Source organism: Rhizobium sp. RHZ02, from assembly GCF_014851575.1.
Lineage (GTDB): Bacteria > Pseudomonadota > Alphaproteobacteria > Rhizobiales > Rhizobiaceae > Rhizobium > Rhizobium altiplani.
On the sequence record NZ_JACUZX010000008.1, the window covers coordinates 115,030 to 134,258 of the forward strand.

Genomic DNA, 19,229 nt, shown 5'->3' on the forward strand with positions numbered 1-19,229 from the left:
GGGAGATTGTTTGGGAGGTCCGCCGGTTTCGGCACGCTAAAACATAGGATGAAGATCATGGGAATGATCCAATGCATTTCACCGGTCGACGGATCGGTTTACGCCGAGCGCCCGGCGCTTTCGCTGGAGGCGGCGAAAGAGGCCGTTGCGCGTGCGCGCAAGGCGCAGAAGGCCTGGGCAAAACGCCCGCTGGAAGACCGTGTTCAGCTGGTGCTGAAGGGCGTCGCACGGCTCAATGAAATGTCCGACGTCGTCGTGCCCGAGCTTGCCTGGCAGATGGGCCGCCCGATCCGTTATGGCGGCGAATACAAGGGCTTCAACGAGCGCTCCAACTATGTCGCCTCGATCGCTGCCGATGCGTTGGCGCCGCTTGTCGTCGAAGAGAGTGACAAGTTCGAGCGCCGGATCGAGCGCGAGGCGCATGGCGTCGTCTTCGTCGTGGCGCCCTGGAACTACCCCTACATGACGGCGATTAACACGATCGCCCCGGCGCTCATGGCGGGCAATGCGGTTGTTCTGAAACATGCCTCGCAGACGCTCCTGGTCGGCGAGCGGCTGGTGCAGGCCTTCGTCGAGGCCGGCGTTCCCGAGGATGTCTTCCAGAACGTGTTCCTCGATCACGAGACTACCTCGGCCCTGATTGCTGCTGGTAGCTTCAATTTCGTCAACTTCACCGGTTCGGTCGAAGGCGGTCGCTCGATGGAGCGCGCTGCGGCGGGTACGTTTACCGGGCTTGGCCTGGAGCTCGGCGGCAAGGATCCAGGCTACGTCATGGAAGACGCGGATCTCGATGCGGCGGTCGATACGCTGATGGACGGCGCGACCTACAATTCCGGCCAGTGCTGCTGCGGAATCGAGCGCATCTATGTGCACGAGTCGCTCTATGACAGCTTCGTCGAGAAGTCGGTCGCCTGGGTATCGAACTACAAGCTCGGCAATCCGCTGGATCCGGAAACGTCGCTTGGGCCGATGGCGAACAAGCGTTTCGCCAAGGTCGTGCGCGAGCAGATCGCCGATGCCGTCTCCAAGGGTGCCAAGGCGTTGGTCGATCCCAAGCTGTTCCCGCAGGACGATGGCGGCGCTTATCTCGCTCCGCAGATCCTGGTCAACGTCGACCACTCCATGGCCTTCATGCGCGAAGAAACCTTCGGTCCGGCTGTCGGCATCATGAAGGTGAAGAGCGACGACGAGGCAGTGGCCCTGATGAACGATAGCCAGTACGGCCTGACGGCTTCGCTCTGGACGAAGGATCCGGAGCGGGCAGGGCGGCTTGGTCGCGAGATCGAAACCGGCACCGTGTTCATGAACCGCGCAGACTATCTCGATCCGGCGCTCTGCTGGACCGGTGTCAAGGAAACCGGCCGTGGCGGCTCGTTGTCGATCATCGGCTTCCACAATCTGACGCGTCCAAAATCCTACCATCTGAAGAAAGTCACAGCATGAGCAGCAACATCACAGCCAACTGGAGCTATCCGACCGCCTTCAAGTTAGGTCGGGGGCGCATCAAGGAACTGGCGGACGCCTGCAAGAGCCTTGGCATGAAGAAGCCGCTGCTGATTACCGATCGCGGCCTCGCGTCCATGGCGATCACCAAGACGGCGCTCGACATTCTGGAAGACGCCGGTCTCGGTCGCGCAATCTTTGCCGATGTAGATCCGAACCCGAACGACAAGAACCTCGACGCCGGCGTCAAGGTGTTCAAGGATGGCGGCCACGACGGCGTGGTTGCCTTCGGCGGCGGTTCCGGCCTTGATCTCGGCAAGTGCGTGGCCTTCATGGCCGGCCAGACGCGCCCCGTCTGGGACTTCGAGGACATCGGTGACTGGTGGACACGCGCCGGCGTCGAAGGCATCGCGCCGATCGTTGCCGTGCCGACGACGGCGGGCACGGGCTCGGAAGTTGGTCGCGCCAGCGTCATCACCAATTCCGAAACCCATGTGAAGAAGATCATCTTCCACCCGAAGTTCCTGCCGGGCGTCGTCATCGCAGATCCGGAACTGACGGTCGGCATGCCGAAGATCATCACGGCCGGCACCGGCATGGATGCCTTCGCGCATTGCCTGGAAGCCTATTCCTCGCCCTTCTACCACCCGATGTCTGCCGGCATCGCGCTGGAGGGCATGCGCCTCGTCAAGGAATTCCTGCCACGCGCCTACAAGGAAGGCACCGACCTCGAAGCCCGCGCGAACATGATGTCGGCGGCCGCCATGGGCGCTGTTGCTTTCCAGAAGGGTCTCGGCGCCATTCATGCGCTGTCGCACCCGATCGGCGCGGTCTACAACACCCACCACGGCATGACGAATGCCGTCGTCATGCCGGCCGTGCTTCGCTTCAACCGTTCGACGATCGAAGACAAGATTGCGCGTGCTGCAGCCTATCTCGGTATCTCCGGCGGTTTCGACGGATTCTACAACTACGTGCTGCAGCTTCGCGCCGAGCTTGGCGTTCCCGACAGCCTGTCTGCGATGGGAATCAAGCCGGATCGAATCGATGAACTTTCGGCGATGGCGATCGAAGATCCGAGCGCCGGCGGCAATCCGGTCAAGATGACGCTCGAAAACACGAAGGCGCTCTTCAAGGACTGCTTCTGAATTTAGACAAGACGGCGGACCCAACTGGCCCGGAAAGCTTAGGCTTTCCGGGCTTTTTTATTCGTGGCGTCGTGATTTCGAGGGGATGCAAGAAATGTCAGCCGCAATTTCAGGCGCCGTGTTTAGGAGTTGTTAACCATCATTGTAAAGGATGCGTTAACCGCACGATGTTTCGGAAAATGCGCGACAGGGCCATAGAGAGGCTCACTTTTCCCTTCGAGGACCGTCCATGCCAGTCATCACTTTCGCAAACACCAAGGGCGGCGCCGGCAAGACCACAGCCGTGCTTCTTCTCGCCACCGAGCTTGCCCAGAAGGGCTATCGGGTGACAATCCTTGACGCAGATCCGCAGCACTGGATCACGAGATGGCATGAAGTATCCGGGCATGTGGCCAACATCTCGGTCATCGATTTCGTGACGTCGGCGTCGTTGCTGCTGCACATATCGGAAAACAAACACAATACGGACTACTTCATCGTCGATCTGCCCGGTGCGCGTAATCCGCTGCTTGCCACGGCAATCGGCCTCTCCGATCACGTGCTGGTCCCGATCCAGGGATGCGCCATGGACGCTCGGGGCGGCGCGCAGGTTCTCGAATTGCTGCAATATCTGGACGAGAAGGCCGGCATCCGTATTGGGCACTCGGTCGTGTTGACCCGTGTCAACTCGATGGTGACCACACGCGCGCTCTCCATCGTCAAGTCGCTGCTGAGCGAGCGCCAAGTGCCGGTGTTGGATACTGCAATCATCGAGCGGTCTGCCTTCCGAGACATCTTTGACTGTGGGGGCACACTGCATTCCCTCGATCCTGCCCGGGTAAGCAACCTCGACAAGGCGCGCGAGAACGCGCGCTGTTTCGCTGAAGAGATCATGGGCAAGGTCCCGGCAAAGCTCCCGGAGCCGGCGCGCAGCACTGGCCCGTTGATCCGCTCAGCCGCCTAGCGGAAACTGTCTGCTAAACAAAAAAAATGCGCCCTTTGCGGCGCATTTTTTTTGGTGGAATGGCAGGATCGATCAGTCGGTGAATTCGACTGTTACGCCCGGCTTGACCATCTTCGCCAGTTCGGTGGCGTCCCAGTTTGTCAGACGGATACAGCCATGGCTCTGGGTCCGACCGATCTTCGATGGTTCCGGCGTTCCGTGGATACCGTAAGTCGGCTTGGAGAGCGCCATCCAGACCGTGCCGACCGGGCCGTTCGGACCCGGCGGAATGTTCAGGATCTTGTCGTTGGCGCCCTGCTGGAAATTGATCTTCGGATTGTAGGTGTAGCCCGGATTGAAAGCTACGCGCTCGACGGTGACCGTACCCGAAGGCGAGGGCGTATCGGTCGAGCCAATCGAGGCCGGGTAGGCAGCAACCAAATTGCCCGCGTTGTCATAGGCAAAGACCTGCTTGCGGCCCTTGTCGGCAATGATTCGCGCGACCGATCCAGCTTTCACTTCGCCAGGATTGACAACCTTGATGACCGTGCCGGGAACCGTGAAGTCGATGCCCGGATTGATTTCCTTCAGGAAGCCTTCGTCCATATGGAAGCGCTCAGCGAGCATTTCCGTCGTCGAGGTGTAGCCGAGCGACGACATCGCGGCCTTGTGTGCGTAGTCCTCGGGGATCTCCGCGACATAGGGGCCAGCGGCATCCGCAGGCGTGATCGTGTAGCTCACCAGCGGCAGACCGCCGGTCATGCGAAGCTGCTCGAGGATGGCGTCCGTATTGTTCGGGTCGAGAGTCTCACCCGTCATCTGCTGGTAGGCATAGATCGCTTTGGTCACGTTCGCGCCCATGTGGCCATCGATCGCACCTGGGGACACGCCGGCGCGGTCGAGGAACACCTGAAGGGCGACGATCTCGGACTTCGACTTGTTCTTGAGCGTGATCACCGGCTCCTGAGGCGGCTTCGGCTGCGCCATCTCCGGCATTTGCTGGTCCGGCTCGATGGAAGCGTAGTTTTCGCCGCCTTGCGGGTAAGGCTGCTCGTCCAGGGGCTGTCGGTCGATCGCAGCGTCACGCGGGATCGAGCCGGTGACGGCGCCGCGTTCGGAATAGCGCGAATCGCCGTAGGGATCGTCGCCGTAGTAGGCGTCGTTATTGTAGGCATCACGCACGGGCGGGCGCGGGTAGTAACCGCGGGCGCGCATTTCGGTCGCAATCACATTGCCATAGGGATCGACCAGTACGCGGTTACCCCTGCGGTCGCGCGCGTAGGCGGCGCCGGATGGTACGTAGTCGAGGATATCGCCGTTCGGCGCCACGAAGACAATGTCGCCCTGGCGTCCGTTATAAAACTGCTGCGCATCGGCAGAAGGCGCGACAGCGATGGCGAGCACGGCAGCTGCGGCAGACAATCCCGATCTTACAAAGCGATTCACGTCTTCATATCCTTCAGTGACTTGGCCGACACACACCTGCGAATTTTGACGCTAGTGTGGAATTTATGAAATCGTACTGAACAAAAGATAAATATTTGGTGATTTCTCCTTTGCTCATAAACCTTTGGGGTGAACTGCCGGTTCCCTGAAGCGGCATAGCAGCCGCGATTGACGAATGCCGCTGCGAGACATATCGCTGCATCAGTCGCCAGAACCGGGAGGAAGTTGGACAATGATCGAGTTTGCCGCGGCAAGAGGGCCGAAGCTGATGCTGGACGAGACGTCGCAGATGGATATCGGCGGCTGTATCGTCAATGGTGTCGACATCGCTCCCAAGAAGGCGGTCCCCGATGACGGCGACGCGCGCATCTCGCATTCTGTCGAAGGCTTTCTCTTTACCTGCGGACCGGACCATATCCGTCACCGCGAGCCGATTCCGGGTCGCGCAGACGGCAAGGTCTATCCTTTGCATGGATCGGGCCCTGGTCATGCAGCCAGGATCCTCTGGACGAAATTCGAGAATGGGAATGCCGAGTGCCGGGCGGATATCGATATCGTAACGGTCGAAGGCTTGCCGGCTCGAATTGAACGCCATTGGTTCATCAACGGTCAGACAGGCGAGGTCAGTCTTAAAGACAAGGTCGTCAACACCAGCGACAAGGTCGTGCCGACTTTCCTGATGTACCATATGAATATTGGCGGCAAGTGGTTCGATGCCGGCACGCGCCTCGAAGGCAAGATGCTCGAGGGTGGCGGCTTCCCCTGGAATTTTGGTGAAGAGCCGGGTGGCATCTTCTGCGTTAAGGCGCCGGCAACGGACAGCGGTTTTGCCGAGGTGCGTCTTGGCCCGATAGCCGCGATCGGCGGCAAGGTCCTCCGAGTGCGGGTCCTTGCCGAGACGTTGCCGCACCTGCAGGTCTGGCGCAATCAGAAGGCACCTGCCGACGTCCTCGGCATCGAGCCGGTGTCGCATCGCTGGGTATCTCGCTCCGAGCTGGAAGCAGCGGGTGAGTTCATCATGCTGAAGCCCGGCGAGAGCCGAAATTATGCGCTCAGCTTTGCCTTCGTGTGAGTGATCTGCGGTTGACGCTTGGCATGGGGCGGCGTAGTCATTCAGCCCATGATTTCAGGAGGATTAGCGATGGACATTCGCCAAATCGACGACGAATATTCGGTTTCCGGACAGATTTCGGTCGAGGATCTCGATCAGATCAAGGCCATGGGCTTCAAATCGATCGTTTGTAATCGCCCGGACGGCGAAAGCCCGGATCAGACGCCTTATGCCCTGGTCGAAGCGCGCGCAAAGGAACTCGGCCTCGATATCGCACACGTGCCGGTCGGCCCGATGGGCGTCAACGAAGAGGCGATTGCCGGGATGGTCGACGCGCTTGATGAGTTCCCGCGTCCGATGCTCGGCTATTGCCGCTCCGGTGCCCGTTCGACCGCGATCTATCAGAAGACGCAGCACATCCGCGCATAACACAATCACTGACCCGAGTCCGACGCCGCTTCTTTCCAGCGGCGTCTTTCATTTCACCAATAGGAGACAATCATGAGCATTAAGCGCATCGACGTTGGCGCCCGCATGAGCGGCGCGGTCGTCCACGGCAACACGGTCTACCTCGCAGGTCAGGTCGGCGAAGGCGAAAGCGTCACCGAACAGTGCAAGTCGGCACTGGCTGAAGTCGATCGTCTGCTCGCTGCGGCCGGTTCGAACAAGTCGAAGATCCTGCAGACGCTGATCTATCTCTCCGACATGTCCTACTTTGCCGAAATGAACGCTGCCTGGGAAGCCTGGGTCGACCCGGCCAACACGCCGGCTCGCGCTACCAGCGAAGCCAAGCTTGCTGCACCGAAGTACAAGGTCGAGTTCACGGTTACCGCCGCCCTCGACTAAGTCGACGGTGTTGTAATCTCGAAGGCCGGTGGGTTTTACTCACCGGCTTTTTGTTTGGGCAATTTCCGAAAGGGTACGTGTCGGCGTAATTGCTTCCGGATCGAGCCTTACCTCGATGATCGAGGGCTTGCCGCTTGCCCGCGCGCGTTCGAAGGCGGCGGCGAAGCTTTCCGTCGTCTCGACGGTTTCCCCATGGCCGCCATAAGCACGCGCAAGTGAAGCAAAGTCCGGGTTGGTCAGGTCGGTGCCGCTGACGCGGCCGGGATATTCCCGCTCCTGATGCATGCGGATGGTGCCATAGATGCCGTTGTTGATGACGATCGCGATGATCGGCAGGCCATAGCGTACGGCAGTCGCAAACTCCTGGCCGTGCATCAGGAAGCAGCCGTCTCCGGCGAAGCAGATGACCTCGCGTTCGGGAAAGAGCTGCTTGGCCGCGACAGCGGCCGGCAGGCCGTAGCCCATGGAACCTGATGTCGGGGCTGCCTGGGTGTTGAACTGGCGGAAGCGATGGAAACGATGGAGCCAGGTGGAATAGTTTCCCGCGCCGTTGGTGAAGATCGCATCGGGGCGTGTGTTTTCTTCGATCCACTCCATGATCGGTCCCATGTGGACCGGTCCCGGGCCGCTCTGCGGCGGTGTCGACCAGGTGATGTAGGCTTGGTGCATCCGTTCAGTGCGCTCCGCCCATCTGAGTTCGCTTGGCGCCTCGAGATCAGCAAGATCCGCCACGAAGTCACTCGGGCTCGCGCAGATTGCCAGGTCGGGGCGATAGACACGGCCGAGTTCTGAAGGATCGGGATGAATGTGGACGAGCGATTGCTGTGGGTAGGGGATGTCGATCAGCGTATAGCCGGAGGAGGGCATTTCCGACATCCGGCCGCCGAGCAGGATCAGCAGGTCGCTCTCCTTGATTTCCTTCGCCAGCGCAGGGTTGACGCCGATGCCAACATCCCCGGCATAGTTCGGGTGTAGGTGATCAAACAGCATCTGCCGGCGGAAGGAGCATCCGACGGGGAGCGCGAAGCGTTCCGAGAAGGCTTTCAGGTCGGCGACCGCATCCGCATCCCAGCGCGTGCCGCCGACGATGACCATCGGTCGCTCCGCCTTCAGCAGGCGAAGATAGAAGTCGTCAATCTGGCGGCGGCCGGGATGGGCTTCGACGCGCGAATAGCGTTTTGCGCGGGGCGCCTCCACCTCGTCTCGCAGCATGTCCTCAGGCAGTGACAACACAACAGGGCCGGGACGACCGGATGTTGCGATCGCAAAGGCGCGGGTGACGAACTCCGGAATGCGAGCCGCGTCGTCGATCTCGCCGACCCATTTGCTGAATTCGGTGAGGGCGCGGCGATACTCAACCTCCTGGAAAGCCTCCCGCTCGCGGGCATCGCGCTGGACCTGCCCGATGAAGAGGATCATCGGGATGGAATCCTGCCTGGCAATGTGCAAACCCGCCGTTGCATTGGTGGAGCCCGGGCCGCGGGTGACCATGCAGATGCCGGGCTCGCCGGTGAGCCTGCCCCAGGCATCCGCCATCATGGCCGCGCCGCCTTCCTGTCGGCAGACCACCACGTCGATGTCGCTGTCATAAAGCGCATCGAGGACGGCAAGGAAACTCTCGCCGGGTACGCAGGAGAGGCGTTTCACCCCATTTGCTTTCAGGGCCTCGACGATCAGTTCCCCGCCGGTCTTCTTCATGATGCTCTTTTCCCCTCCAGTTCGGCGAGTTCCGCCAGAACTTCCTCCTGATGCTCTCCCAGCCTCGGGCTCGGCCGCTCGTAGCGCAAAGGCGTTTGCGACAGCACGACCGGCGTCCTCACACCGGGAATGACGGTACCCTTTGCGTCGGCGAGATCTACCCGCAACCCACGCGCCTGGATTTGCGGATCCTCAAACATTTCTTCGATTGTATTGATCGCACCGGCCGGAACCGCATCCGCCTCACAGGCTTTCAACAGGTCGGCTTTCTGCCATTTCAGCGTTTCGGTGGAAACCAGCTTGCGTACCTCGTCGCGGTTCGCGACTCGCGCCTTGTTCGTGGAATAGCGTGCATCGTCGGCAATGCCCTGGAGGCCGAGGATCGCGCAGAGGCGGCGGAACTGGCCGTCATTGCCCACTGCGAGGATCAGATAGCCATCGGCGGCGGGGACGACTTCATAGGGCGAGATATTCGGATGCGCGTTCCCAAGCCGGGTCGGGGCTCGGCCAGAAACGAGATAATTCATGTTTTGGTTGGCGAGCACGGCGGATTGTACGTCGAGTAGCGCCATATCGACCAGCTGACCTTCGCCGGTCTTCTGCGCGTGGATGAGGGCGGCCTCGATGGCTGCGACGGCATAAATACCGGTAAAGACGTCGGCGATCGCGACGCCCGCTTTCATCGGCTGTCCGTCCGGCTCGCCGGTGATCGACATGAAGCCGGACATGCCCTGAACGATATAGTCGTAACCTGCCAGGCTGGCATAGGGACCGTTCTGGCCGAAGCCGGTGATCGAGCAATAGACAAGCTTCGGATTGATCTTTTTCAGGCTCTCATAATCGAGACCGTATTTCACAAGGCCGCCGAGCTTGAAGTTCTCGATGACGACGTCGGCCGTGGCGATAAGGCGGCGGACGAGGGCCTGATCCTCTTCGCGCTTCAGGTCGGCGGTGATCGAACGCTTGCCGCGGTTGGCAGCGTGGTAATAGGCCGCAGAGAGGTTTTCGCCGTCGGCACCTTCGACAAAGGGGGGCCCCCAATGCCGCGTGTCGTCGCCTCCATCGGGGTTTTCGACCTTAATCACGTCGGCACCGAGATCGGCCAGCATCTGGCCCGCCCATGGCCCGGCAAGCACTCGCGCAAGCTCGATGACGCGTATGCCTGATAGCGGCGGTTTTTGGAGCTGATTGTCTGTCATGTTCCTCCCACGATCAGATCAGGGCGCCAGGGCCGATTGAGGTGTATCGGATACGGGCTTCGATGCAAAGCGGCGCTCGCGCCAGATGATGTACAAGCCCGATGCGATAATGATCAGGATACCGACCCACTTGAGCGCATCCGGAAAGTCATCGAATACGAGCCAGGCGAAAAAGGTCGCCGACACGATCTCGAAATACTGCAGTGGTGCCAAAATGGAGGCAGGTGCTGCACGATAGGCATAGACGCCGAAGATGCCGGCAATGGCCGCCGTGACACCGACGCCGACCAGATAGAAGTAGCCCCGGCCATCCGGCATCACCGCGTCGAAGATGTCGGAACCTGTGCCGCTGCCAAAGGCAAGCAGGATCGCGCAGAACAGCAGACCCCAGATGCCCATCTGAAGCTGCATCGCCCACGGATCTTCTCGGTGCGAAAGCACGCGGGTCATCAAGGCGAAGATGGCGATGCAGAAAGCGCTGACGACGGGCAGAAGCGCGACGTAGCCGACCTCTTGAAAGCTCGGCTGGATAATCAGCATCGCGCCGAAGAAGCCGACGCCGCAGGCAATGTAGCGGCGCCAGCCGATCGTCTCCTTGAGGAAGATACTGCTCAGGATCGTCAATATGATCGGCTCGACGAAGAAAATCGCGATGGCGTCAGCAACCGGCATGAACTTCAGCGTCGTAACAAAGGAGACCATGGAAATGGTAATGATGGCGCCTCGGATGGCGTGAAAGATATTGGCTCGCCAGGAGAAGGTCTTCCAGCTTCCTCGCCAGACAACGATCGGTAACATGCAGAGAGCCTGCACCACAAAGCGGGCGGCGGTGATTTCCGCTGCAGGAATCGTAGCGATCGCGAGCTTGGAAAAGATGTCGATGATCGGGGACACCAGCACCGACAGGAACATCAGGAGAATGCCGGTCGAAACCTCCGAAGCGGAGGCAGAACGGGACGAAATGCCATTGCTCATCGCGAAACCCTTCAGTTCAGGATCTTGCGATCGCTTCGTCGCACCAGTCGGCGAATGCGGCGATGGCCGCGTCCGCTCCAATTTCATTCAGCGTTTCGTGGCGCATGTCCTGATATATCTGTGTCCTGATACGGGAGAAGCCGTGAGCTTTCAAATGCTTTGACAGCCAGATCACCGCTTTTCCGTTATCTGTTGCCGGATCCTGTCCGCCACCGACAAGGTGGATCGGCGTGTGCTTCGGCAGCCGGTCCAGTTGCGCCTCTTGTGGTGCGCGAAACGTCATCTCGAAAATATCGAGCCAGAGCGACACGGAAGCATCGAAGCCACACAGAGGGTCAGCAATGTATTTGTCGACCTCAACAGGATCGCGGCTTAGCCAGTCGAACTCGGTTTGACGGTTGGCAATGGACTTCCCCCAGGTGCCGAAGGTGAGCTTCGGTAGGATGCCGCTTGGAACATCGGAGCCCTTAAGGGCTCGTTCTGCCAACAGGACCGCCTGGGCGGCCCGTCCCGATAGGCCCGGGTTGAAATTCGAATTCCAGACGGCAATGGCGTCATATTTCTCCGGATAGGTGATCGCCGCGTTGAGCGCGATGAGCCCGCCCATCGAGTGCCCGAAGAGGATGACGGGGAGGCCGGGATATTGCTTTACGGCAAGCTCGCGGACAGAGCCGACATCGTCGATAACCTGTCGCATGCCGTTGCGGCGGGAAAAACGCCCGATTGGCGCATCCGGGCCAGTCGTTTCGCCGTGCCCACGGTGATCGAAGGCGAACACATGGTAGCCGCGGGCTGCCATCGCTGCCGCAAAACGGGAGTAACGTCTGGAATGCTCGGCCAGCCCATGAGACACAAGGAGAATTCCGCGTGCCTCGGATTGCGCCGGCTCATGATGAAAGGCGAGTGAAGCGTCCGCCGTTTCAAGGCGTTGCGTTTCTGCGAACATCATATCCTCCCGTTGCCGGGAGAAGACCAGATCGGCCGTGAAAAGCAACACGCCCAGATATTTATGCCAAGGGATTTTTCGTACCCTACGGATTGAGGGTTGTGAAAACAAACGCGGCGTGATTTCCTGTTCATGAATTGTTCTTTGTGGGGGTGAGAATGAGCAATCCATTTCTGCGCATGGCTGTAGTCTTGATAGGAATTGCGGCCGCTGGCGTTGCGGGAGCCCAGGACGGCGGCGGAAGGACGCGCTTCATTCTGGCGGCCAGCTGGCAACCCGCGTTCTGTGAAACCAACCAGCGCAAGCCGGAATGCCGCAGCCAGACCAGGGAGAGGTTTGACGCGACCAATTTTTCGCTGCACGGGCTCTGGCCGATGCGGAAGGACTATTGCGACGTCTCTGGTACCCTGCGGAGCGCCGACAAGGACGGCGAGTGGGGGAGGCTGCCTGAGGTAGAGCTTTCGGCGGAGACCAAGACAGCCCTCGATAAGGCGATGCCCGGTACGCAATCCGGCCTGGAGCGGCATGAGTGGACCAAGCACGGCACCTGCACGAAGATGAGCGCCGACGACTATTTCAGCGCGTCGGTTCGGTTGATCAACGAGCTGAACGCCTCGGCAGTCCGCGATCTGTTCGCGACCAATATCGGCAAGCCACTGACGGCGGAGGCGATCAAGGCGGCTTTCGACAAGAGCTTCGGCCCCGGTGCCGGCGATCGCGTCAAGATGAGCTGCCGACGGGCCAGCGGAGGCCGCGTTATCAGCGAACTTACTATCGGGCTGTCGGAGGGCGCGACATCGAACGAGCAAGCAAGCCTTCGTGACCTTATCCAGGGGGCAGGGCGGACGTCGTTCGGCTGCAATGAGGGCGTCGTGGACGCTGCAGGGTTCTGAGACTGCCTCTCATCGAAAACGAGCCTTCGTCCGTCCACGCGCCGCGACTAGCTGCGCCTTGATCATGCGACGCTACGGTAGAGGAGCGTGCCGAGTTCGGCTATGAATGCTGCAAAAGCCTCTGGTTTTTGGCCGCCGCGCGTTGCTCCTTGGCCCCAATTCGCCTAAATAGCGGCAAAACTCAAATTCCCGCGCGGAGCGAATTATCTATGGCACGTCAGTTCATCTACCATATGGCCGGCCTCAACAAGGCGTACGGCAACAAGAAGGTGTTGGAAAATATCCACCTTTCTTTCTATCCGGATGCCAAGATCGGTATCCTCGGCCCGAACGGTGCTGGTAAGTCGACCGTTCTGCGCATCATGGCAGGCCTCGACAAGGAATATACCGGCGAGGCGTGGCTCGCCGAAGGCGCTACCCTTGGCTACCTCGCGCAGGAGCCGCAACTCGATGCGTCGAAGACGGTCCTTGAGAACGTCATGGAAGGCGTTGCGCCGAAGAAGGCGATCCTCGATCGCTACAACGAGTTGATGATGAACTATTCCGACGAGACCGCGGAAGAGGGCGCCAAGCTCCAGGACGTCATTGACAGCCAGAATCTCTGGGACCTTGAAAGCCAGGTCGAAATGGCCATGGACGCGCTGCGCTGCCCGCCAGGCGACTCTTCGGTCGAGAAGCTCTCCGGCGGCGAAAAGCGCCGCGTGGCGCTCTGCCGCCTGTTGTTGGCGCAGCCCGACCTGCTGCTGCTCGACGAACCAACCAACCACCTCGACGCCGAGACGATTGCCTGGCTTGAAAAACATTTGCGCCAATACCCCGGCTCGGTCCTGATGATCACCCACGATCGCTACTTCCTCGACAACGTCACGGGCTGGATCCTCGAACTCGACCGTGGTCGCGGTATCCCCTACGAGGGCAACTACTCCGCCTATCTTCAATCGAAGGCCAAGCGCATGCAGCAGGAGGGCCGCGAAGAGGCCTCCCGCCAGAAGGCGATCAGCCGCGAGCAGGAATGGATGGCCGCCAGCCCGAAGGCCCGCCAGGCAAAGTCCAAGGCGCGTATCCGTGCCTATGACGAGTTGGTCGCGGCGGCAGAGGCCCGTCGCCCCGGCGATGCGCAGATCGTCATCCCGGTCGGCGAGCGCCTTGGCCAGGTGGTCATCGAAGCCGAGAACCTCACCAAGGGCTACGGCGATACCGTGCTCATCGAGAACCTCACCTTCAAGCTGCCGCCCGGCGGTATCGTCGGCGTCATCGGTCCGAACGGCGCCGGCAAGACGACGCTGTTCCGTATGATCACGGACCAGGAAAAGCCCGATAGCGGCGAGATCCGTATCGGCGAGACCGTTGATCTCGGCTATGTCGACCAGAGCCGCGACGCACTCGACGGCAACAAGACGGTCTGGGAGGAAATCTCCGGCGGCAACGACATCATCAAGCTCGGCAAGCATGAAGTGAACAGCCGTGCCTATTGCGGCGCCTTCAACTTCAAGGGCGGCGACCAGCAGCAGAAGGTCGGCACGCTTTCCGGCGGTCAGCGCAACCGCGTTCACCTTGCCAAGATGCTGAAGGCCGGCGGCAACGTCATCCTGCTCGACGAACCGACCAACGACCTCGATACGGAAACGTTGGCAGCACTCGAGGATGCGCTCGAAAACTTCGCCGGTTGCGCCGTCATCATCAGCCACGATCGCATGTTCCTCGACCGTCTGGCGACGCACATCCTCGCCTTTGAAGGCGACAGCCATGTCGAGTGGTTCGAAGGCAATTTCGAAGACTACGAAAAGGACAAGATGCGCCGTCTCGGTGTCGATTCGATCAATCCGCATCGGGTGACTTACAAGCGCCTGACGCGCTGATCACCCAATATCGCGTTGGAGACCTGGAAGCCCCGGTTCGCCGGGGCTTTTTTGCGCGCGTCGATGTCGTGATCCGAGCAGCTAATTTCGTGAACGGAGGGAATTGCGGCTTGCCACGCCCAATCGTTTCACATAAAGATATCTTTATATGTTGATTGGATCGAGTATGGGTGAGCCTATCAGACTTGGATTGGATGCATTGGTGGACGTCCTCAGGGCGGCCGGCGAGCCGACGCGTCTTCGCCTGCTGGCGCTCCTTGCAGCAGGGGACCTGACGGTCACCGATCTTACAGAAATCCTTGGCCAATCCCAACCACGCATCTCTCGCCACCTCAAGCTGCTTGGCGAAGCGGACCTCATCGACCGTTACCAGGAGGGCGCTTGGGCCTATTTCCGGCTTCGGCAGGATGGCAAGGCGGCCACGTTCGTGCGTAGCCTGCTGGCTCATGCCTCCGAGAACGATGCTGTGATCCTGCGTGACAGCGAACGGTTGGCGGCGGTCAAGCGCCAGCGGGCCGAGCGGGCACAGGCCTATTTCAGCCGCAATGCCGCCGAGTGGGACGAACTTCGCCGTCTGCATGCCGCTGACGAAGAGGTCGATGCCGCGGTCATTCGGCTGCTCGGCAGCCAGCCCATAGACTCGCTTCTCGACCTCGGCACCGGAACGGGTCGCATCCTCGAGCTTCTATCTGGCCTCTATCGCCGGGCGATCGGCGTCGACGCCAGCCGCGACATGCTGAGCGTGGCGCGCGCCAACCTCGACAAGTCAGGGATTACCAAGGCATCCGTCCGACACGCCGATATCCTGAACCTGCCGTTCGAGGCGCAGGATTTCGACGTGGTGACGATCCACCAGGTACTGCATTTCTTCGACCAGCCCGAGATCGCGATCGGCGAGGCAGCGCGCATGCTGCGGCCAGGCGGGCGGTTGGTCATCATCGATCTTGCCCCGCATGGGCTGGAGTATCTTCGCGACGAGCATGCGCATGTTCGCCTCGGCTTTTCGCATCAGTCGATGTCCGACTGGCTGCGCAAGGCTGGGCTGGATGTCGAGCAGGTCGTCGATCTTCATCCGGGTCATGAAAGCGGGCAGGGGCTCACCGTCACTGTCTGGCTTGCGCGCGACCCCCGGCGCCTTATGGCCTCCGCAGCGAGCGAAGGCGCCGAACCCATACTTGCCGGGAGATAATCATATGGCTTTGAACAGCGACGCGCGCCGCAAAATCGGCATTTCCTTCGAGTTCTTTCCGCCTAAGTCGGAAGAGATGGAAGGTCAGCTGTGGAATACGGTCACCGATCTGCAGGACTGGAATCCCGACTTCGTATCGGTGACCTATGGCGCCGGTGGCACCACCAAGGCGCCTACACTGGCGACTGTCTCACGGTTCCTTTCCGAAACCCCGCTCGCCACGGCGTCGCATCTCACCTGCGTCGGCGCGACGAAGGACGAAACGCATAGCGTCATCGACAGCTTCCGCAAGGTTGGCGTGAAGCATTTCGTGGCGCTGCGTGGCGATGCTCCGGGCGGCGTTGGCGCGCCCTATCAGCCGCATCCCGGCGGCTATGCGAATGCGGCGGCATTGGTTGCCGGTCTGCGTGAGATCGGCGATTTCGAGATTTCGGTGTCGGCCTACCCGGAAAAGCATCCGGAAAGCCGCGATACCACCGCCGACATCGAGATGCTGAAGCAGAAGGCGGATAACGGCGCGACCCGCGCGCTGACGCAGTTCTTCTTCGATAACGACAATTTCGAGCGCTACCTGGAAAAGGTGCGGGTTGCGGGCATCAAGATCCCGGTTGTGCCGGGCATCATGCCGATCCAGAACCTGACGCAGCTGAAGCGCTTCGCCGGTGCCTGCGGCACGGTCATCCCTGCATTTCTCGATGAACGCTTTGCAGGCTACGACGACAAGCCGGAAGAAAGAGCCAAGGTTGCCGCTGAGGTTGCCGCCGAACAGATCGAGGATCTGGCTCGCCGCGGGCTCACCGATTTCCACCTTTACACGATGAACCGGGCGCCGCTCGTTTCGGCCGTGCTGACCAATCTCGGCTTCACACGGGAAGGCGCCAGGAAGGCTGGCGCTGCCGCGTAGGCTGCTCCGTAAGTGACGACAAAAAGAAAAGCGCATCTCCTCGTGGGATGCGCTTTTCTGATTCATTGAACTGTTTCGCTACTCAGGAGTCTCGGTACTGTTCGCTTGCCTCGGCGTTCAGATGAAAAGCATTGTCAATACAAATGCAAACGCCGCGCTGACCAAAAGGACATTCAAGGATTGTGTAAGTCCCATGTCTGTCTCCTCGCGTTAACAGTTGCGATAATATGTCGTGATTGTGTCGCTTGGAAAGCGGATTTTATATTGCGCTGCGGCGAAAATGTCACATTGCGGCCGTGATGCTTTCTTTAATTTGTTGAAATCGCAAGATAAATCTCCGTGGAAAAATATTCACAGATTTTAACCGGCCGTTAAGGTCGGCGATCCAGCCTTCACACTTGCGGCAAGATGAAGGCTTTGCCTGAAGCGCCTGAAACCATGGAACAATCCCCGAAAATGAAAAGGCCGGGTGCGAAACCCGGCCTTAAAGTGCTCGCTTGAGGAAACGTGATCAGAGCGAGTTGAGGAGCGTCGGCGTTGCCCAGCCATCGGCGGGAATACCGAGACGCTGCTGCTCCTTCTGGATGGCGACGCGCGTGCCTGAACCAAGGATGCCGTCGACCTTGCCGACGTCGTGACCGAGCGTTCCGAGCTTGGTCTGCAGTTCCTTCATCTGGTCGTTGGAAAGTCCCTGTTCGGGCGTGCCCTTGAGATAGGTCTCAGCGCCGGCAAGGCGTGTCGCGAAATAGGCGGCCGAGGTCGTGTAGATGAACGACTTGTTCCATTCGAGATAGATCTGGAAATTCGGATAGGCAATGAAGGTCGGGCCAAGGCGACCCTGCGGCAGTATCAGGTCGCCATGCAGGTTGCCGAAGCTCGTGTTGCCATCGCGCGGCTTGACGCCAAGGGCGAACCACTCACCGGCCGTCAGTGGGCCACCGATACCGGATTTCTCCCAGGGGAGGTTCTCGGGAAGCGTGACTTCCTGGATCCACGGCTGGCCCTTCTGGAAGCCGAGATGCTGGATGAACTTGGCCGCAGTCAGAATGGCGTCGGGGCCGCTCTGCTTGAGGCGGACGTGACCATCGCCGTCGCCGTCCATGCCATAGGCGACTATGTCACGAGGCAGCATCTGGACCTGGCCGATCTCGCCGGCCCAGGCACCGGTGTTGGTTGCCGGGTCGAGGTCGCCATGCTGAACCATTTCGATGAGGGCGATCAGCTGCGGACGGAAAAGCTCCGGACGGCGGCAGTCGTGAGCCAGGGTCACGAGGGCGTTGCGGGTGTTGAAGTCGCCCTGTACGGCGCCGAAGTCGGTTTCCATCGCCCAGAAGGCGGTGATAACCCCTGCGGGTACACCAAATTCCTGCTCAGCACGGGCGAAGACATCTGCGTATTGCTTCATCTTCTGGCGGCCAATGTCGAGCCGGCCCTGGCTGACAGTGCGTTGCGAGAATTCCAGGAAAGTCTGCTTGAACACGCCCTGAGCGCGGTCGCGGCTCAAGACCTTCTGGTCGATCTGTGCGCCTTCCAGAGCCTTGTCAGCAGCTTCGGCCGATGCGCCCGCTGCGATGGCGTCGGCCTTTACGCCGGCCAAGAATTCGCTGAGGTCGCCGTCACATGCTACCGCCGGTGTCTGCGAAGCCGGGGCACTCGGTGCCGGCGTCTGCGCGGCTGCGCCGGTCGCCAGACCGGCAGCGAAAAGGAGTGCAAGTGCCGTGCGGCTTGCGGGCGAGACGTACATAGTTTCGATCCTCGTCATAAAATGGAATTTCCGTCGATTTCCCAAATGATTGTGACGGAAGCAAGAAAGACGAGGCGACGTTACTAAGAATTTGTGTCCTTTGATACAGCCGCTACCCAGTTGTGCCAATTCTGGGTCGATCCGGCAAAGACATTGATGTCCGTTGGACCCTTGATACCGGGGATGACGCCCGTCGACGTGTATTGCCAGAAGGCCCAACGGCGGTCGGCATAGGTGACTTCGGGATGCTTGGCGGTGGAGCGGACCCAGAAGTGGTAATTCTGGAAGTAGCCGACGAGATTGTCGCGGTGGAAGTCTACCGAGGTATAGATGATCGGCCGCTTGCCGTAATGGGCCTCGAGGCGATCCATGAAGCGCTGAAGCTGGGCGCGGACCGTCGCCGGATCGGGGCGATAGCGGCATGTCTTCGATTCCGCATTCCATTCGGCGTCGAGGACCGGCGGCAGGCGCATGGATTCCTTGGGCACGTTACGGATAAACCAGTCAGCCTGCTCATCGGGCGTCGAGCAGAAATAGTAGAAATGATAGGGGGCGTGCGGAATGCCGACGGCGCGGGCGCGCTGCCAGTATTCGTTGAAGCGCGGATCGATGCGGTCCTTGCCTTCGGTCGCCTTGATGAAGGCGAAAGCAACGCCGGAACCCTTGACCGTCTGCCAGTCGATATTGCCCTGCCACTTCGACACGTCGATACCGTGGATCGGCTGCTGCTCAGGATGCTTTGATCCGAAGTCCTGGGGATCGGTGTCCTTGAAGCGCGTCTTTGGCTTCACGGACGCTGTTTCGAGAAAATCATAGCCCGATGACGTGCATCCGGCGAGCATGACAGCCAACGGCAAAACGCAAAACAGAAGCCGGCGCATAGATGTTCCGTCGCGAAACGAATGGATTTTTTGCCCCACAGCTCGACCCCGTTAAAGACGCGTCCAGCAGAGGAATGTCCCCTCT

Annotated in this window: 17 protein-coding genes; 10 read left to right on the forward strand and 7 right to left on the reverse strand. The window is 60.2% G+C overall.

The genetic code is table 11. The annotated features are described in order from the left end of the window. Positions 1-57 precede the first annotated feature (57 nt). The 3 genes from IB244_RS14950 to IB244_RS14960 all read left to right on the forward strand — a co-directional run bounded on the left by IB244_RS14950 (position 58) and on the right by IB244_RS14960 (position 3,534). Positions 58-1,443, forward strand: coding sequence for an aldehyde dehydrogenase family protein (locus IB244_RS14950; protein ID WP_025659346.1), 1,386 nt, complete (start codon positions 58-60; stop codon positions 1,441-1,443). Further along, on the forward strand, positions 1,440-2,591 hold the full coding sequence (locus tag IB244_RS14955) for an iron-containing alcohol dehydrogenase (protein ID WP_192304693.1): 1,152 nt from the start codon (positions 1,440-1,442) through the stop codon (positions 2,589-2,591). Before IB244_RS14950 ends, IB244_RS14955 begins: the two co-directional genes overlap by 4 nt. Positions 2,592-2,820: 229 nt before the next feature. After that, positions 2,821-3,534 (forward strand): ParA family protein, encoded by a 714-nt coding sequence (locus IB244_RS14960; RefSeq protein WP_192304695.1) that lies wholly within the window; start codon positions 2,821-2,823, stop codon positions 3,532-3,534. Positions 3,535-3,606: 72 nt separating this feature from the next. Here the strand turns inward: IB244_RS14960 and IB244_RS14965 are convergent, their stop codons facing one another. Continuing rightward, a complete protein-coding gene (locus IB244_RS14965) occupies positions 3,607-4,959 on the reverse strand; it encodes a L,D-transpeptidase (RefSeq protein WP_026371936.1) in 1,353 nt (450 codons plus the stop codon). Between the two features lie 232 nt (positions 4,960-5,191). On the opposite strand from IB244_RS14965, the gene IB244_RS14970 reads away from it, so the two are divergent. From IB244_RS14970 to IB244_RS14980, 3 genes are all read left to right on the forward strand, one after another. Next, the gene (locus IB244_RS14970; protein WP_018858291.1) at positions 5,192-6,031 is read left to right on the forward strand and encodes a DUF4432 family protein; all 840 of its coding nucleotides are present in this window, start codon (positions 5,192-5,194) and stop codon (positions 6,029-6,031) included. Positions 6,032-6,100: 69 nt separating this feature from the next. Then, positions 6,101-6,439, forward strand: coding sequence for a TIGR01244 family sulfur transferase (locus IB244_RS14975; RefSeq protein ID WP_018858292.1), 339 nt, complete (start codon positions 6,101-6,103; stop codon positions 6,437-6,439). A 72-nt stretch (positions 6,440-6,511) separates the two neighbouring features. Continuing rightward, positions 6,512-6,856, forward strand: a complete 345-nt coding sequence (locus IB244_RS14980; RefSeq protein ID WP_018858293.1) for a RidA family protein — start codon at positions 6,512-6,514, stop codon at positions 6,854-6,856. A 39-nt stretch (positions 6,857-6,895) separates the two neighbouring features. Here IB244_RS14980 and IB244_RS14985 read toward each other — a convergent pair whose 3' ends face one another. Genes IB244_RS14985 through IB244_RS15000 form a run of 4 tightly spaced genes read right to left on the reverse strand, consistent with a single transcriptional unit; the run spans position 6,896 to position 11,674 of the window. Continuing rightward, positions 6,896-8,554, reverse strand: coding sequence for a thiamine pyrophosphate-binding protein (locus tag IB244_RS14985; RefSeq protein ID WP_018858294.1), 1,659 nt, complete (start codon positions 8,552-8,554; stop codon positions 6,896-6,898). Continuing rightward, a complete protein-coding gene (locus IB244_RS14990; RefSeq protein WP_018858295.1) occupies positions 8,551-9,753 on the reverse strand; it encodes a CaiB/BaiF CoA transferase family protein in 1,203 nt (400 codons plus the stop codon). Before IB244_RS14990 ends, IB244_RS14985 begins: the two co-directional genes overlap by 4 nt. Before the next feature lie 18 nt (positions 9,754-9,771). Further along, the gene (locus tag IB244_RS14995; protein WP_026371937.1) at positions 9,772-10,728 is read right to left on the reverse strand and encodes a DMT family transporter; all 957 of its coding nucleotides are present in this window, start codon (positions 10,726-10,728) and stop codon (positions 9,772-9,774) included. 16 nt (positions 10,729-10,744) lie between these two features. Further along, complete coding sequence (locus IB244_RS15000; RefSeq protein WP_192304697.1) at positions 10,745-11,674, reverse strand: alpha/beta hydrolase; 930 nt, start codon at positions 11,672-11,674, stop codon at positions 10,745-10,747. A gap of 158 nt (positions 11,675-11,832) precedes the next feature. Here IB244_RS15000 and IB244_RS15005 point away from each other — a divergent pair, with 158 nt between their 5' ends. From IB244_RS15005 to metF, 4 genes are all read left to right on the forward strand, one after another. Beyond that, the gene (locus IB244_RS15005) at positions 11,833-12,567 is read left to right on the forward strand and encodes a ribonuclease T2 family protein (protein WP_018858298.1); all 735 of its coding nucleotides are present in this window, start codon (positions 11,833-11,835) and stop codon (positions 12,565-12,567) included. A gap of 209 nt (positions 12,568-12,776) precedes the next feature. Next, a complete protein-coding gene (gene ettA, locus IB244_RS15010; RefSeq protein WP_018858299.1) occupies positions 12,777-14,426 on the forward strand; it encodes an energy-dependent translational throttle protein EttA in 1,650 nt (549 codons plus the stop codon). A 166-nt stretch (positions 14,427-14,592) separates the two neighbouring features. After that, the gene (locus IB244_RS15015; protein WP_026371939.1) at positions 14,593-15,615 is read left to right on the forward strand and encodes an ArsR/SmtB family transcription factor; all 1,023 of its coding nucleotides are present in this window, start codon (positions 14,593-14,595) and stop codon (positions 15,613-15,615) included. A gap of 4 nt (positions 15,616-15,619) precedes the next feature. Next, positions 15,620-16,519: a methylenetetrahydrofolate reductase [NAD(P)H] gene (metF, locus tag IB244_RS15020; RefSeq protein WP_113471575.1), complete on the forward strand. Its 900-nt coding sequence runs from the start codon at positions 15,620-15,622 to the stop codon at positions 16,517-16,519. A 511-nt stretch (positions 16,520-17,030) separates the two neighbouring features. On the opposite strand, the gene IB244_RS15025 is transcribed toward metF, so the two are convergent. Together IB244_RS15025 and IB244_RS15030 are read right to left on the reverse strand one after the other, a co-directional pair. Then, entirely contained in the window at positions 17,031-18,263 is a 1,233-nt protein-coding gene (locus IB244_RS15025) for a lytic murein transglycosylase (RefSeq protein ID WP_018858302.1), read from the reverse strand. Between the two features lie 83 nt (positions 18,264-18,346). After that, positions 18,347-19,144: a GH25 family lysozyme gene (locus IB244_RS15030; RefSeq protein WP_018858303.1), complete on the reverse strand. Its 798-nt coding sequence runs from the start codon at positions 19,142-19,144 to the stop codon at positions 18,347-18,349. Positions 19,145-19,229: the final 85 nt, after the last annotated feature.

What these genes read in the sequence shown, in the direction of transcription:
- IB244_RS14970 (WP_018858291.1), top strand. Translation starts at nt 5,192, where the DNA reads ATGATCGAGTTTGCCGCGGCAAGAGGGCCGAAGCTGATGCTGGACGAG.
- IB244_RS14995 (WP_026371937.1), bottom strand. Translation starts at nt 10,728, where the DNA reads ATGAGCAATGGCATTTCGTCCCGTTCTGCCTCCGCTTCGGAGGTTTCG.
- IB244_RS15000 (WP_192304697.1), bottom strand. Translation starts at nt 11,674, where the DNA reads ATGTTCGCAGAAACGCAACGCCTTGAAACGGCGGACGCTTCACTCGCC.
- IB244_RS15015 (WP_026371939.1), top strand. Translation starts at nt 14,593, where the DNA reads ATGGGTGAGCCTATCAGACTTGGATTGGATGCATTGGTGGACGTCCTC.
- IB244_RS15005 (WP_018858298.1), top strand. Translation starts at nt 11,833, where the DNA reads ATGAGCAATCCATTTCTGCGCATGGCTGTAGTCTTGATAGGAATTGCG.
- IB244_RS14955 (WP_192304693.1), top strand. Translation starts at nt 1,440, where the DNA reads ATGAGCAGCAACATCACAGCCAACTGGAGCTATCCGACCGCCTTCAAG.
- IB244_RS14960 (WP_192304695.1), top strand. Translation starts at nt 2,821, where the DNA reads ATGCCAGTCATCACTTTCGCAAACACCAAGGGCGGCGCCGGCAAGACC.
- IB244_RS14990 (WP_018858295.1), bottom strand. Translation starts at nt 9,753, where the DNA reads ATGACAGACAATCAGCTCCAAAAACCGCCGCTATCAGGCATACGCGTC.
- IB244_RS14975 (WP_018858292.1), top strand. Translation starts at nt 6,101, where the DNA reads ATGGACATTCGCCAAATCGACGACGAATATTCGGTTTCCGGACAGATT.
- IB244_RS15030 (WP_018858303.1), bottom strand. Translation starts at nt 19,144, where the DNA reads ATGCGCCGGCTTCTGTTTTGCGTTTTGCCGTTGGCTGTCATGCTCGCC.
- metF (WP_113471575.1), top strand. Translation starts at nt 15,620, where the DNA reads ATGGCTTTGAACAGCGACGCGCGCCGCAAAATCGGCATTTCCTTCGAG.
- IB244_RS14985 (WP_018858294.1), bottom strand. Translation starts at nt 8,554, where the DNA reads ATGAAGAAGACCGGCGGGGAACTGATCGTCGAGGCCCTGAAAGCAAAT.
- IB244_RS14980 (WP_018858293.1), top strand. Translation starts at nt 6,512, where the DNA reads ATGAGCATTAAGCGCATCGACGTTGGCGCCCGCATGAGCGGCGCGGTC.
- ettA (WP_018858299.1), top strand. Translation starts at nt 12,777, where the DNA reads ATGGCACGTCAGTTCATCTACCATATGGCCGGCCTCAACAAGGCGTAC.
- IB244_RS15025 (WP_018858302.1), bottom strand. Translation starts at nt 18,263, where the DNA reads ATGTACGTCTCGCCCGCAAGCCGCACGGCACTTGCACTCCTTTTCGCT.
- IB244_RS14950 (WP_025659346.1), top strand. Translation starts at nt 58, where the DNA reads ATGGGAATGATCCAATGCATTTCACCGGTCGACGGATCGGTTTACGCC.